Below are 14515 nucleotides of genomic sequence, written 5' to 3' on the forward strand. Positions count from 1 at the left end.
CGATCTTCATGGTCGGCGGGATGATGATGATGATGTTCGGCGGCCGGATGGGCGGCCAGCAGCAGATGAGCCGGCCGAAGCTGGACGCGATGCGCGCGCAGTTCATGCTGATGCTGGACATGCTGCGCGAGACCGCCCACGAGTCGGCCGACAGCATGGACGCCAACTACCGGTGGTTCCACCCGGCGCCCGACACGCTCTCGGCCGCCGTCGGCTCGCCGCGGATGTGGGAGCGCAAGCCCGACGGCAAGGACCTCAACTTCGGTGTCGTCCGGGTCGGCGTGGGCATGACGCGTCCCGAGGTGACCTGGGGTGAGCCCCAGAACATGCCGACCGACATCGAGCTCGAACCGGTGACCGGTAAGGCGCTGCAGGAGTTCGGGCGCTACCAGAGCGTCGTCTACAACCTGCCCAAGATGATCTCGCTGCTGGTCGAGCCGTGGTACGCGCTGAACGGGGAGCGCGAGCAGGTGCTGGGACTGATGCGGGCGATCATCTGCCAGCTGGCCTTCTCGCACGGCCCCGACCACGTCCAGATGATCGTGGTGAGCTCCGACCTCGACGAGTGGGACTGGGTGAAGTGGCTGCCCCACTTCGGCGACCCCCGGCGTCACGACGCGGCGGGCAACGCGCGGATGGTGTACGGCTCGGTGCGCGAGTTCGCCGCCGAGCAGGCCGAGTTGTTCGCCGGTCGCGGCTCGTTCACGCCCCGGCACGCCAGCTCCTCGGCGCAGACGCCGACGCCGCACACCGTGATCATCGCCGACGCCGCAGATCCCCAGTGGGAGTTCGTGATCAGCGCCGAGGGCATCGACGGGGTCACCTTCTTCGACCTGACCGGGTCCTCCATGTGGACCTCGGTCCCCGAGCGGATCCTCAGCTTCGATCACACGGGCATCATCGAGGCGCTGCCCCGCGACCGCGACACCTGGATGGTGATCGACGAGAAGCCGTGGTTCTTCGCGCTCACCGACCACTTCAGCCTCGAGGAGGCCGAGGAGTTCGCGCAGAAGCTGGCGCGCTGGCGGCTCGCCGAGGCGTACGAGGAGATCGGCCAGCGCGTCGCCCACATCGGCGCCCGCGACATCCTGGCCTACTACGGCATCGACGACCCGGCCGACATCGACTTCCACGCGCTGTGGGGCAGCCGCTCCGACCACATGGGCCGGTCGCGGCTGCGCGCGCCGTTCGGCAATCGCTCCGACAACGGCGAACTGCTGTTCTTGGACATGAAGTCGCTGGACGAAGGCGGCGACGGCCCGCACGGCGTCATGTCCGGCACGACGGGTTCGGGTAAGTCGACCCTGGTGCGGACCGTGATCGAGTCGCTGATGCTCAGCCACCCGCCGGAGGAACTGCAGTTCGTGCTGGCCGACCTCAAGGGTGGATCGGCGGTCAAGCCGTTCGCCGGAGTGCCGCACGTGTCGCGCATCATCACCGACCTGGAAGAGGACCAGGCGCTGATGGAGCGCTTCCTGGACGCGCTGTGGGGCGAGATCGCGCGCCGCAAGGCGATCTGCGACAGCGCCGGCGTCGACGATGCCAAGGAGTACAACTCGGTGCGCCTCCGGATGCGCGCCCGCGGCCAGGACATGCCGCCGCTGCCGATGCTCGTGGTCGTCATCGACGAGTTCTACGAGTGGTTCCGCATCATGCCGACTGCGGTCGACGTCCTCGACTCGATCGGCCGCCAGGGCCGTGCCTACTGGATCCACCTGATGATGGCGTCGCAGACCATCGAGAGCCGGGCCGAAAAGCTCATGGAGAACATGGGTTACCGCCTGGTGTTGAAGGCCCGCACCGCGGGCGCGGCCCAGGCGGCCGGTGTGCCCAACGCGGTGAACCTGCCCGCCCAGGCCGGCCTGGGTTACTTCCGCCGCAGCCTCGAGGACATCGTCCGGTTCCAGGCGGAGTTCCTGTGGCGCGACTTCGTTCCGCGCGGGGTCACGATCGACGGCGACGAAGCGCCCGCGCTGGTGCACAGCATCGACTACGTGCGCCCGCAGCTGTTCACCAACGCCTTCACCCCGCTCGAGGTCAGCGTCGGGGGACCGGACCAGGTCGCGATCCCGACCAACGGCGAGTCGGCCGAGCCGCCGCTGCCCGTCGAGGCCGAGGACGAGGACGAAGAGGGCATCCGGGTACCGAAGGTCGGTACGGTGATCATCGACCAGTTGCGCAAGATCCCGTTCGAGCCCTACCGGCTGTGGCAGCCGCCGCTAAACCAGCCCGTCGCCATTGACGACTTGGTGAACCGGTTCCTCGGGCACCCGTGGCAACAGGACTACGGAACGGCGCGCGACCTGGTCTTCCCGATCGGTATCATCGACCGCCCGTTCAAGCACGACCAGCCGCCGTGGACGGTCGACACCTCGGGCCCCGGCTCCAACGTCCTGATCCTGGGCGCAGGCGGTTCGGGTAAGACGACCGCGCTGCAGACGCTGATCTGCTCGGCCGCGCTGACCCACACCCCCGAGCAGGTCCAGTTCTACTGCCTGGCCTACAGCAGCACCGCGTTGACCACGGTCGCGCAGCTGCCCCACGTGGGTGAGGTGGTCGGTCCCACGGACCCCTACGGCGTGCGCCGCACCGTGGCCGAGCTGCTGGCGCTGGTGCGGGACCGCAAGCGCACCTTCCTCGAATACGGGATCGCCTCGATGGAGGTGTTCCGGCGCCGCAAGTTCGGTGGCGCCTCGGGTCCCGTGCCCGACGTGTTCGGCGACGTCTACCTGGTGATCGACAACTACCGGGCGCTCGCGGAGGAGAACGAGGTCCTGATCGAACAGGTCAACCTGATCATCAACCAGGGCCCTTCGTTCGGTGTGCACGTGATCGTCACCGCCGACCGCGAGTCGGAATTGCGCCCGCCGGTGCGCAGCGGCTTCGGTTCGCGTGTCGAGTTGCGGCTGGCCGCGGTGGAGGACGCCAAGCTGGTGCGTTCCCGGTTCGCCAAGGACGTGCCGGTCAAGCCGGGCCGCGGCATGGTCGCCGTGAACTACGTCCGCCTCGACGCCGACCCGCAGTCGGGTCTGCACACCCTGGTCGCCCGGCCCGCGCTGGCCAGCACACCCGACAACACCTTCGAGTCCGACAGCATCGTCGAAGCGGTCAGCAGGCTGACCAGCGGCCAGGCCCCGCCGGTGCGCCGGCTGCCAGCCACGTTCGGCGTGCAGCAGGTGCGGGAGCTGGCCGCCCGGGACACCCGCCAGGGTGTCGGCGCCGGCGGCATCGCATGGGCGATCTCGGAGCTGGACCTTAACCCGGTCTATCTCAACTTCGGCGAGAACTCGCACCTGATGATCACGGGCCGACGCGAATGCGGGAAGACCACCACGTTGGCCACCATCATGGCCGAGATCGGGCGGCTGTACGCCCCGGGCGCCACCAGTGCGCCCGCCACGTCGCAACGTTCGGCTCAGGTCTGGCTGGTCGACCCGCGCCGTCAACTGTTGACGGCGCTGGGCTCCGACTACGTGGAGAAGTTCGCCTACAACCTCGACGGCGTCCAGGCGATGATGGGCGAGTTGGCGGCGGTCCTGGCGGGCCGCGAGCCGCCGCCCGGCCTTTCGGCCGAGCAGCTGCTCTCGCGGTCGTGGTGGAGCGGCCCGGAGATCTTCCTGATCGTCGACGACATCCAGCAGCTCCCGACGGGGTTCGACTCGCCGCTGCACAAGGCCGTCCCGTGGGTGACCAGGGCCGCCGACGTGGGCCTGCACGTGATCGCCACCCGATCCTTCGGTGGCTGGTCCTCGGCGGGCAGCGACCCGATGCTGCGAGCGCTGCACCAGGCCAACGCACCGCTGCTGGTGATGGACGCCGACCCCGACGAGGGCTTCATCCGCGGCAAGATGAAGGGCGGCCCGCTGCCCCGTGGCCGTGGCCTGCTGATGGCCGAGGACACCGGTGTGTTCGTGCAGGTGGCGGCGACCGAGGTGCGCAAGTAGAGAGTTCGCGATCGTTGCGCTGGGGCGGCCTGGATTGGCCGGGTCAGCCCCAGCGCAGCGGTAACGCCTTGAGCGCGAACGTCTTCGACGGGAACGCGATCTCGGGAATGTAGTCCGCGGGCAGCTCGAAATCGGGAATCTGGTCGAGCCATTCCCCGACGACCACCGTCAGTTCCATCCGGCCCAGGTGCGAGCCCAGACAGCGGTGCGGCCCGCCGCCGAACCCCCAGTGCCGGTGCACTTTTCCGTCCATCACCAGTTCGTCGGTGGAGGTCTCGTCGCTGCCGTCGCGGTTGACCGCGGCCATGCACAACCGCACCGGTGTGCCCGCCGGCAACGTCATGCCGCCGACGGTGACGACCTCCGTGGTCACCCGGGGCGCGACCGGCGCCGAGGGCTCCAGCCGGACGATCTCCTCGATGAAAACCCGGATCTGCTTGGGGTTGCCGCGGAGCTGGGCGCGCAGCGCGGGCCTGCGGGCCAGTTCGTACAGGGAGAACCCGATCGCCGCGGTGACCGTGTCCAGACCCGCCAGCACCAGCAGGTGGGTCATGCCCAACAGCTCGAGGTCGGTGAATTCGCCCGGGCCGGTCATCACCCGCGACAACATGTCGGAACCGGGATTCTCCCGCCGTTGCCGGATCGCCTCGGCGAGATACGTCAACAACTTGTTGCCCTCGGCGAAGTCCTCCTGCGTGAGGTAGGGCTTGTCGGTCACGATCGCGTCCTTCCAGGCGATCACCTGGTCCCGGTCCTCGAGGGGCAGTCCGTAGAGATCGAGGAAAACCTGGAACGGGTACAGCCGGGCGAGGTCCGCCATAGCGTCGCACTCGCCCCTCGCGGCGAACGCCCCGATCATCTCGGCGGCATGGCGTTCGAGCACCGCCCGGGATCTGCTGAGTGCCTGCGGGCTGAAATACGGCTGCAGCACCTTGCGGTAACGGGTGTGTTCGGGCGGGTCGAACGCCAACGGCACCACCGGCAGGGGGCTGCCCGGGGGTTGCAGCGCCAGCCGCGAGGAGAACACCTTGGGGTTGCGCAGCGCCGCCAGCACGTCCTCCCGCCGCGTCAGGTAGTAGTGGCCGTTCATGTAGACCACCGGCCCGGCGTCGCGCAACGCCTTCCATCCGACGCCGCGGTCTTGGTCCATTGGCAGCTTCGAGTACTCGAGGCGCGGCAGGTAGAACGAGCCGGGCTGGCCTTGCTCGGGAGCGCTCATGCTCTGTTCTCCGCTTGCTGAGGGTGTCTTCGGGGCGTGATGGCACACCAATCTTGCATCGGCGCCCCTCGGGCGCCGGTGACCGGGTCAGCCCCAGCGCAACGGCAGCGATTTCAGCGCGAGCGCTTTCGACGGGAATTCGACGTCCGGAGTGTAGCCCGGCAGCAGTTCGAAGTCGGGAATCTGCCGGAGCCATTCGTCGACGATCACGGCGAGCTCGAGCCGGGCCAGGTGGGAGCCCAGGCAGCGGTGCGGCCCGCCGCCGAACCCCCAGTGCCGGTGCACCTTTCCGTCCATCACCAGTTCGTCGGTGGACATCTCGTCGCTGCCGTCACGGTTGATCGCGGCGATGCACAGCCGCACGGGTGTGCCCGGGGGCAGCGTCATGCCACCCACCTTGGCGAAGTCGGTGGTGACCCGGGCCACCACCGGCGCCGAGGGCTCCAGCCGGATGATCTCCTCGACGAACACCCGTACCTGCCTGGCGTCCTCACGCAGCCCACCGCGCAACGCGGGCCGCCGTGCCAGCTCGAACAGCGAGAATCCGATCGCCGCGACCACCACATCCAGATCGGCCAGGATCTGCAGGAAGACCGTGCCGAGCACTTCGAGGTCACTGAGTTCGCCGGGCCCGTTCAGGACCTGCGAGAGCATGTCGGCGCCGGGGCTGCGACGACGTTGCCGGACGGCGTCGGTGAAATATGCCAGCAACGCCTCGCCCTGGCCCGCGTCGGACCTGCCGGCCACCACGGCGTCTTTCCAGCCGATCACGAGGTCCCGGTCCTCCAGCGGCAGCCCGTAGAGGTCCATGAACACCTGGAACGGGTAGAGGCGCGCGAAGTCGGCCATTGCCTCGCACCGGCCCAGGCCGGCGAGGCTCGCGACCATGTCGGCGGCGTGGCGCTCCAGCACCGGCCGGGACCTGCCCACCGCCTGCGGGCTGAAGTAGGGGTCCAGGATCGTGCGGTAGAACTTGTGCTCGGGCGGGTCGAACGCCAACGGCACCACCGGCACCGGACTGCTGGCGGGCTGCAGCGCCAGTCGGGTCGAGAAGAGCGTGGGATCGTGCAGCGCCGCGAGCACGTCCTCCCGGCGGGTCAAGTAGTAGTGGCCGTTCATGTACACGACCGGCCCGGCGTCCCGCAACGCCTTCCATCCGGCGCCTCGGTCCCTGCCGAGCGGCAACGCCGCGTAGTCCAGCCGCGGCATTTGGAACGCCCCCGACTGGTATTCGCCGTCAGCGCTCATGCGTTGAGTTCCAGTGCAGCGGCAATGACTTGAGCGCGAAGGTTTTCGACGGGAACGGGATCTCCGGCACGTAGCCTTCGGGCAGTTCGAAGTCGGGGATCTGCCTGAGCCACTCGCCGACGATGATGGTCAGTTCTATCCGGGCCAGATGCGAGCCCAGGCACCGGTGCGGACCACCCCCAAACCCCCAGTGCCGGTGCATCTTTCCGTCCACGACCAGCTCATCGGTGGATATCTCGTCGCTGCCGTCGCGGTTGATGGCCGCCGTGCACAACCGCACCGGTGTGCCGGGGGGCAGCGTCATGCCGCCCACCTTGACGAAGTCGGTGGTGACCCGGGCCGCAGCCGGCGCCGACGGCTCCAGCCGGACGATCTCCTCGATGAAAACCCTTGTTTGCCTTGAATTTTCGCGGATCTGGGCGCGCAGCTGCGGCCTGCGCGCCAGCTCGAAGAGCGAGAACCCGATCGCCGCGGCCACCGTGTCCAGACCGGACAGGATCAGCAGGTGCGTCATCCCGAGCAGCTCGAGATCGGTGAGCTCGCCAGGGCCGGTCATGATCTGCGACAACAGGTCGGAGCCCAGGTTCTGGCGGCGTCGCTCGATGACGTCGGCAAAATAGGCGTACAGCTCGTCCCCCTCGGACTTGCCGGTCACCACGGCGTCTTTCCAGCGGATCACGCGGTCGCGGTCCTGCAGCGGCAGGCCGTAGAGGTCCATGAAGACCTGATAGGGGTAGAGCCGCCCGAACTCGGCCATCACCTCGCACTCGCCGCGCCCCGCCAGGGCCGCGATCATGTCCCTGGCGTGGCGCTCCAGCACGGGCCGCGACTTGCTCAGGCCCTCCGGGCTGAAGTACGGGTGCAGGATCTTGCGGTAGCGGGTGTGCTCGGGCGGATCGAACGCCGACGGCAGCACGGGCACGGGGCTACCGGGGGGCTGCAGCGCCAATTGCGCCGAGAACAGGTTGGCCTCGCGCAGCGCCATCAGCACGTCCTCGCGGCGGGTCAGGTAGTAGGCGCCGTTCATGTACACGACCGGTCCGGCATCGCGCAGCGTCTTCCATCCGGCGCCCCGGTCCTCGGCCATCGGCAGCGTCGAATACTCCAGCCGCGGCATGGGAGAGGCGCCCGGCTGCCAGTCGTCGAGAATGCTCATGCGCGCTGGTGTCCGCCTATCTTGTTCGTGACCGCCCATACGGCAGCCGCAGCGAAGCCGCACCGATCGGATCTCGGCCGCTACGCCCCGCTGAGGCCGTGGGCCTTGGTGCGGGCATCTGCCAAACCCTACCGACCGACTAATCTACCTAGCGAGTTGTCAATCCGACCTGGCGCGCTCGTCGGGCCGCCGAAGAAGGAACTCAGGTGAAGGTTCGTCTCGAGAAGTCGAAATGTGTAGGGCACGCACAGTGTTACGCCGTCAGTTCGGAGCTGTTCCCGATCGACGACTCGGGATATTCGATCCTCGAGGAGCACGAGGTACGGCCCGAGGACGAGGAGCTGACGCGCGAAGGTGTGGCCTCCTGCCCGGAAATGGCGCTGGTCCTCGACGAGGATTGACGGAAATATCCGCTCAGTCGACAGCCGAGCAAACGGCAAATGAACGGCAGTTGACTTCGAGTGAACAGTGGTCGGCGGGTAATGAACAGTTGGCGTCTCAGGTCGGTGTCCCGCTTATAACGGGTTAATGTCTTTGGCGAGCGACAGGTCAGCCCACAAGCGAGCTGTCGCTCGGTTGCTGACTATGGGGGTGTCCAGACAGGATGTGCGCGCCGCTCGTGACCGGGCTCACGGGAATCCCGTTGAGGGATCACTAGTCCGGCACAGCGAACCAACACGCCAACTTGTTTGGGTCCGCCCCTCGACTGGATTTGCTAACTGTGAACCCACAGCTCAAAGCTCCACCGGCTCAGCGGCCCGGAAGTAGCGAATGTGACGAGGCCGTGACCGCGGTCTCCGCTAGGTCTTGTTCGAACGTCGGGGTCGCGTGGCGGCCACGGCCCAATGAGGGAGGGCACGGTGTTTGACTTCGGGGCGCTACCGCCCGAAATCAATTCCGGTCGCATGTACACGGGTCCTGGATCGGCGCCCATGATGGCCGCCGCGTCGGCTTGGGACGGATTGGCGGCCGAGCTGAGCACGGCCGCCGCCGGTTACGGTTCGACGATGACGGAATTGACCAGTGGACCATGGGTGGGGCCGGCGTCGGCTTCGATGATGTCCGCCGTTGCGCCGTATGTGAGTTGGCTCAGCGCGGCGGCCGGTCAGGCCGAGGAGACCGCCAATCAGGCCCGGGCGGCCGCGGGCGCGTACGAGACCGCGTTCGCGATGACGGTGCCGCCGCCGGTGATCGCGGCGAACCGCGCATTGCTGCTGATGTTTATTGCGACCAACTTCTTCGGGCAGAACACCCCGGCGATTGCGGCCACCGAGGCGCAGTACATGGAGATGTGGGCGCAGGACGCGGCGGCGATGTACGGCTACCTGGGGTCGTCGCTGACCGCCTCGCAGCTGGTGCCGTTCAACTCCCCGCCGAAGACCACCACCCCGAACGCGGGTGCCGACCAGGCAATGGCGGTTGCCCAGGCGGTCGCCACCCCGGCCGGCAACTCCGCGCAGACCACCGCGACCACCACCCCGCAGCTGGTGCCGGCGGCGGTGACGCCGCACGCGATCTCGGCGGCCACCGCGCTGCCGCAGCCGCTGCAGCAGCTGCAGAACATGCTCACGACGGCCACCACGAACCCGGCGGCGCTGCCATGGCCGCTGAACCAGATCCCCACCGCGTGGAACACCTCCGGGATCAATCAGGCGACCTACTACACGTTGTTCCACAACTTGCTGCAGGTGTACAACGGCTACGGTACGAGCTACCACGGGTACCAGGAGGGACAGCAGCTGGTGTTCGGCGCCGGTACCACGGCCGGCGCGGGCGGTTACTGGTATCCGACACCGCAGTTCGCGCAGCTCGGCCTCGGCGCCCACAGCGTCTCGGCGGTGTCGGCCAGCACGGGTGGGGCCGGTCGGGTCGGGGGCCTGTCGGTGCCGTCGGGATGGACCACGCCGGCCACACCGGCGACGGAGGTCAGCTCCAGCGTCAAGGGTGTGGAGGGCACCCCCGTCCACGCTGCGGCGAACAACGCACCCGGCAACGCCATCCTCCGCGGCATGCCGCTCGGGACGGGGGGCCGGCGGGCCGCCTCCGGGTACGTCAACAAGTACGGGTTCCGCTACAGCGTGGTGGTGCGGCCACCTTCGGCCGGATAGGCCCGGACACGACCATGACCATAAGACTGAAACTCGGAAGCTGTTGAGCGCGAAGATTTTTGGAAAGGAGATCGCATGTCGTTCGTGACTACGCAGCCGGAGGCGTTGGCGTCGGCGGCGGGGACGTTGCAGGGGATTGGCTCGACGCTGAGCGCCCAGAACGCCGCGGCGGCGGCCCCCACTACGGGGGTGGTGCCCGCGGCGGCCGACGAGGTGTCGGCGTTGACCGCGGCGCAGTTCGCCGCACATGCGCAGATGTACCAGGCCGTGAGCGCTCAGGCGCAGGCCATTCATGAGATGTTCGTCAACACCTTGGGCATGAGCTCGGGGTCGTACGCGGCGACCGAGGCGGCCAACGCGGCCGCGACCGGCTAGAGGAGGTCAAAGGTGATTGATTTTGGTGCCATTCCGCCGGAGATAAACTCCGCGCGGATGTATTCGGGTCCGGGTTCGTCGTCGCTGATGGCGGCGGCCTCGGCGTGGAACGGGCTGGCCGCGGAGTTGAACTCCACGGCGCTGGGCTATGACAAGGTGGTCACCGCCCTGAGCAGCGAGGAGTGGTTGGGGCCGGCCTCGGCCTCGATGGCGGCGGCCGTCGCGCCCTATGTGGCGTGGATGAGCACCACCGCGGCCCAGGCCGAGCAGGCCGCCGCCCAGGCGCGGGCGGCCGCGGCGGCCTACGAGAGCGCGCTGGCGGCCACGGTGCCCCCGCCGCTGGTGGCGGCCAACCGCACCGAGACGGCCCAGGCGATCGCGACCAACGTGCTGGGGCAAAACACCGGGATCATCGCCCAGTTGGAGGCCCAGTACGCCCAGATGTGGGCTCAGGACGCCACCGCGATGTACACCTATGCGGCCCAGTCCTCGACGGCGACCAAGGTGACGCCCTACAAGAACGCACCGGCCATCGCCAACCCCGCGGCCCAAAGCCTGCAGACCGCCGCCACCACTACCGCGGCGGGCGGGCCGGCCACCAACAACCTGCAGAACATCATCTCGTCGCTGCCGAGCACACTGCAGGGCCTCTCGAATCCGACCTCGACCACCAACATGATGACGCAGTTCCAGAACGCCAACCCCTTGCTCCAAGAGCTGTGGTTCGTCATCAGTGGTCAAAGTGTGCTGCCCAACAACATCGGGACGTTCGTCACCGGTTACAACAGCTACTCGGCCCTCTGGTACAACACGGAAGGTCTGCCCTACTTCTCCGTTGGTATGGGCAACTTCGGTATCCAGATCGCCAAGACCACGGGTGCACTGGGCGGTGTCGCGCCCGCGGCCGCCGGTGCCGCCAAGTCCCTGCCTGGTCTGGGCGGGCTGGGCGGCCTGCTCGGCGGTGGCGGCGGCGTCGCCGCACACGCGGCGTCGGCAACGGCGTCCATGGGCAACGCGGCCTCCATTGGCAAGCTCGCTGTGCCGGTGTCCTGGTCGGGGGCCACCGCGCCGCTGGCGCACACCCCTGCCCAGCTGGTCAGCACCGTCAGCGCCGCCCCCGAGGCCGCAGCCAGTGGCGGACCCGGCAACGTGCTCGGCGGCATGCCGCTGGCCGGTGCCGGCGCCGGCAGCGGGGTCGGGTCCGGGCCGCGGTACGGGTTCCGGCCCGTCGTCATGGCGCGCCCGCCCTTCGCCGGGTAACGATCGACCGACCCGGTCGGGTGCCGTGCCGATGCGCTCAGCGCCGTCGGCACGGCACCCGTCGGCGTTTCGGCGCAGGTGTTATCCGCGGCCGGATTTTTACCCGTAGCCGCCCTCGGCGACCGCACCGAAACCTCCGGTCCAGGCGCGCCCGGCGGTGTGGCATCGGTGCTGTTCAGCGCGTGTGCGGCGGGCTCCGGCGAGATGCGGCACCTCGGCGTCGGGCCGGTGCGCGTGCGGTGGGCACGGACCGTCGGGCGTCCCGGTACGGGAGCGCGCCGATCTAGCCTCGCAGGCAAGAGATTGGGAGAACTCGTCTCCCCGGACAGCTTGCGAGGCCCCACATGTCGTTCGACGTCGGCGTTCGCTAGCCATGGACTTCGGGGCGCTGCCGCCGGAGATCAACTCGGGCCGGATGTACGCCGGCCCGGGGTCGGGTTCCCTGATGGCGGCGGCCGGCGCGTGGGACGGCCTTGCGGCCGAACTGGATTCGGCGGCGACCGGGTGGGCGAGCGTCATCGCCGAGTTGAGCGGCTCGCCGTGGCTGGGGCCGGCGTCACGGTCCATGGCGGCCTCGGCCGCCGTCGTCGTGTCCTGGCTGGGTGCCGCAGCCACAGCGGCCGGGGAGACCGCCGATCGCGCCCGGGCGGCCGCGGCCGCTTTCGAGACCGCGTTCTCCTCGACGGTTCCCCCGCCCGTGATCGCCGCCAACCGGGCGACGTCCGCGACGCTGGTCGCGACCAACTTCTTCGGGCAGAACGCTGCCGCCATCGCGGCCCTGGAAGCCCAGTACGCCGAGATGTGGGCGCAGGACGCGACCTCGATGTACGACTACGCCGCCGACTCGGCGACCGCCACGCGACTGCGTCCGTTCGCCGAGCCGGCACAGCGCGTTGACCCGGCGGGGCTCGACGCCGTCCCGCAACTGCTGCAACAACTTTCGGTACAGTCGACTGCCTACGGCGCCGAAGTGAACGGCAACCACCTGGTTCAGCTGCTGGGCTCCGTCGGCCCCAACCAGCGCCAGGCCGTGTTCCGCGCATTCCCCGGCCTCGCCTATCTCGGGCAGGGGATCGCGACGTTCGGCTCCCAGATCGGACAACAACTGACGTTCGGCGCGGGCGGATCGACCGCCGGCGCCGGCGGGGCCTGGTATCCGACGCCCCGGTTCGCCCGCCTCGGCCTCCGTGGCCCCGGGCCGGTGGGCGCCCGGGTGGGCTCGGCCGACCGCGTCGGGCGGCTCTCCGTGCCGCCGGCCTGGGCCCATTCACCCGGCTCGCCGCGCGAACCGGCCGCCGGCGCCGTGGGCGTCGACCGTGCCGACGACCTGCAGGGCAGGGCCGGCGGTCCGCCGCGTGCGGTCCCGACGGGCGGCGCCGCACGTCGCGCAGCAGTCGGTTCGTCCCGCGAGTACGGGTTCAGGCGCAGCGTCCTCGTGCGGCCGCCGTCCGCCGGGTAGCGCCACGCCCGACACCGTTTCCTGCGACCGGATTTTATTGCAGCGCGCCGCCGGGGGGCCGCCGGCGCGACGGGCGCCGCCGAGCGCGGCCCCCGCCGGTATCCGCAGATCACACGGCACACTCGGAACCTCGCCACGGCGCCGGGGCGCGGCGGGAACGGCCCGTCGCGGCGAGCCGGGCACCGGCCCGGCCGGCCCGCAGACCGGCCCGGCCGCACTAGCGTCGCGTTCAGCCGGGGCACCGCCGAACGGGGGACCCCGCACGACGATCCAGGGGAGCGGCGACATGCCGGATGCAGGTGCGCCCGCGACGGCGGCCGGCCATGACTGACTTCGGATCGCTGCCGCCCGAAATCAACTCCGGGCGCATGTATGCCGGGCCGGGTTCCGCCTCGCTGATGACGGCGGCCTCGGCATGGGATGCCCTCGCCGCTGATCTGGCGGCGGCGGCCCTGAGCTATGCGCAGACGGTGATCGCACTGGGGAGTGAGGAGTGGCTGGGGCCTGCGTCGACGTCGATGGCCGAAAAGGTCGCCCCGTACGTGGCGTGGCTCGGCACCACGGCCACGCGAGCCGAGCAGGCGGCGACCCAGGCCAGGGCGGCTGCGGCGGCGTTCGAGACCGCATTCTCCTCGATGGTGCCCCCGCCGGCGATCGCGGCCAACCGTGCGACGCTCGCGCGCCTGACGTCCACCAACCTGCTTGGCCAAAACGCGGGCGCGATCGCGGCGCTGGAGTCCGGCTACGCCGAGATGTGGGCCCGGGATGCCGCGGCGATGTACGCCTACGCCGGATCGTCGGCGAGCGCGTCGTCGGTGACCGCGTTCGCCGTGGCCGGGGAAAGCCCGGCGGCCTCCGGACAGAGCGCGCTACACGATCTGATCGGCCAGATCACCGCTCGGCTGAAAAGCCTGGCGGCGCCGCTGTCATCCCCCCTGCAGGGCGAAGGGAACCATCTGGCCTCGTCGTCGGGCCCGTTGTCCTGGCTGTGGCAGACCGTCTTCGGGACGCCGAGCTTCCCGACAAGCCTGCAATCGCTGCTGACCGCCTACACGCCCTACGCCGGTTTCCTCTACAACACCGAGGGGCTGCCCTATTTCGGCGTCGGGATGGGCAATTCCTTCGTCCAGGTCGCCAAGAGCCTGGGGGCCATCGGTGGCCCGGCGACCACAGCCGCCGGCGGATCAACGAAGGCCGCACCAGGCCTGGGCGGGCTGGGCGGACTGCTGGGCGGCGCCGCCGCGCCCGTCACCGCCCGGCTCGGCGAGGCCGTACCGGTCGGCAGGCTCTCGGTTCCGTCCCTCTGGAGTGAGGCCGCGCCCGCGCCTCGCCCCGCCTTGGAGCCACGGGCGGTCAGCAACGTCAGGGAGGCACCCGACCTCGGGACCGGCCACCTTTTCGGCGGTGTGCCGCTGACCGCACCGGGCGGCGCACCCGGGGCGGGGCCGCGCTACGGGTTCCGCCCCACCGTCATGGCGCGGCCGCCGTTTGCCGGCTAGCTAGCCCCTGGTGGCCGATCCTGGTGCGGGAGCGGCGCCGATACGAAAGGCCCGGCGATGGGACGGAGCCGCGCCCGGCAAGCGTTGCTGGCCGGTTACGGCCCGGCCGGGCAGTCGATCGACCGCAGTTGACGTGCGTCGCCCATGCCGGACAGGGGTGGTGGGCATCCCCTCTCGGGCCTTTGCCGGGTCACCGGGCCGCGTGGCAGGACACCGGATTTTCACCACCTCACCACCGTCCGGCGGC

General features: G+C 69.6%; 10 protein-coding genes. 7 read left to right on the forward strand and 3 right to left on the reverse strand.

What is annotated here, in order from left to right:
* Positions 1-3944 (forward strand): type VII secretion protein EccCa (gene eccCa, locus ACOJVU_RS06520; protein ID WP_421529030.1); only part of this gene is annotated, 3944 nt, incomplete at its 5' end.
* A gap of 43 nt (positions 3945-3987) precedes the next feature.
* On the opposite strand, the gene ACOJVU_RS06525 is transcribed toward eccCa, so the two are convergent.
* The 3 genes from ACOJVU_RS06525 to ACOJVU_RS06535 form a co-directional block, all read right to left on the reverse strand.
* Entirely contained in the window at positions 3988-5163 is a 1176-nt protein-coding gene (locus ACOJVU_RS06525) for a cytochrome P450 (RefSeq protein ID WP_421529031.1), read from the reverse strand.
* 87 nt (positions 5164-5250) lie between these two features.
* Positions 5251-6411 (reverse strand): cytochrome P450, encoded by a 1161-nt coding sequence (locus tag ACOJVU_RS06530; RefSeq protein ID WP_421529032.1) that lies wholly within the window; start codon positions 6409-6411, stop codon positions 5251-5253.
* Positions 6401-7567: a cytochrome P450 gene (locus ACOJVU_RS06535; RefSeq protein ID WP_421529033.1), complete on the reverse strand. Its 1167-nt coding sequence runs from the start codon at positions 7565-7567 to the stop codon at positions 6401-6403. Before ACOJVU_RS06535 ends, ACOJVU_RS06530 begins: the two co-directional genes overlap by 11 nt.
* A 206-nt stretch (positions 7568-7773) precedes the next feature.
* Here ACOJVU_RS06535 and ACOJVU_RS06540 point away from each other — a divergent pair, with 206 nt between their 5' ends.
* The 6 genes from ACOJVU_RS06540 (at position 7774) to ACOJVU_RS06565 (ending at position 14268) form a co-directional block, all read left to right on the forward strand.
* Positions 7774-7968, forward strand: coding sequence for a ferredoxin (locus ACOJVU_RS06540; RefSeq protein WP_421529034.1), 195 nt, complete (start codon positions 7774-7776; stop codon positions 7966-7968).
* 459 nt (positions 7969-8427) lie between these two features.
* Entirely contained in the window at positions 8428-9675 is a 1248-nt protein-coding gene (locus ACOJVU_RS06545; protein WP_421529035.1) for a PPE family protein, read from the forward strand.
* Positions 9676-9750: 75 nt separating this feature from the next.
* The gene (locus ACOJVU_RS06550) at positions 9751-10050 is read left to right on the forward strand and encodes a PE family protein (RefSeq protein WP_144947324.1); all 300 of its coding nucleotides are present in this window, start codon (positions 9751-9753) and stop codon (positions 10048-10050) included.
* A gap of 12 nt (positions 10051-10062) precedes the next feature.
* Positions 10063-11310 carry a PPE family protein gene (locus ACOJVU_RS06555; RefSeq protein ID WP_421529036.1) on the forward strand — a complete coding sequence of 416 codons (1248 nt, stop codon included), beginning with the start codon at positions 10063-10065 and terminating at the stop codon, positions 11308-11310.
* A gap of 373 nt (positions 11311-11683) precedes the next feature.
* On the forward strand, positions 11684-12769 hold the full coding sequence (locus ACOJVU_RS06560; RefSeq protein ID WP_421529037.1) for a PPE family protein: 1086 nt from the start codon (positions 11684-11686) through the stop codon (positions 12767-12769).
* A gap of 323 nt (positions 12770-13092) precedes the next feature.
* Entirely contained in the window at positions 13093-14268 is a 1176-nt protein-coding gene (locus ACOJVU_RS06565; protein ID WP_421529038.1) for a PPE family protein, read from the forward strand.
* Positions 14269-14515 lie beyond the last annotated feature (247 nt).

This window comes from Mycobacterium sp. THU-M104 (assembly GCF_049197365.1).
Lineage (GTDB): Bacteria > Actinomycetota > Actinomycetes > Mycobacteriales > Mycobacteriaceae > Mycobacterium.

What these genes read in the sequence shown, in the direction of transcription:
- ACOJVU_RS06525 (WP_421529031.1), bottom strand. Translation starts at nt 5,163, where the DNA reads ATGAGCGCTCCCGAGCAAGGCCAGCCCGGCTCGTTCTACCTGCCGCGC.
- ACOJVU_RS06530 (WP_421529032.1), bottom strand. Translation starts at nt 6,411, where the DNA reads ATGAGCGCTGACGGCGAATACCAGTCGGGGGCGTTCCAAATGCCGCGG.
- ACOJVU_RS06535 (WP_421529033.1), bottom strand. Translation starts at nt 7,567, where the DNA reads ATGAGCATTCTCGACGACTGGCAGCCGGGCGCCTCTCCCATGCCGCGG.
- ACOJVU_RS06550 (WP_144947324.1), top strand. Translation starts at nt 9,751, where the DNA reads ATGTCGTTCGTGACTACGCAGCCGGAGGCGTTGGCGTCGGCGGCGGGG.
- ACOJVU_RS06560 (WP_421529037.1), top strand. Translation starts at nt 11,684, where the DNA reads ATGGACTTCGGGGCGCTGCCGCCGGAGATCAACTCGGGCCGGATGTAC.
- ACOJVU_RS06565 (WP_421529038.1), top strand. Translation starts at nt 13,093, where the DNA reads ATGACTGACTTCGGATCGCTGCCGCCCGAAATCAACTCCGGGCGCATG.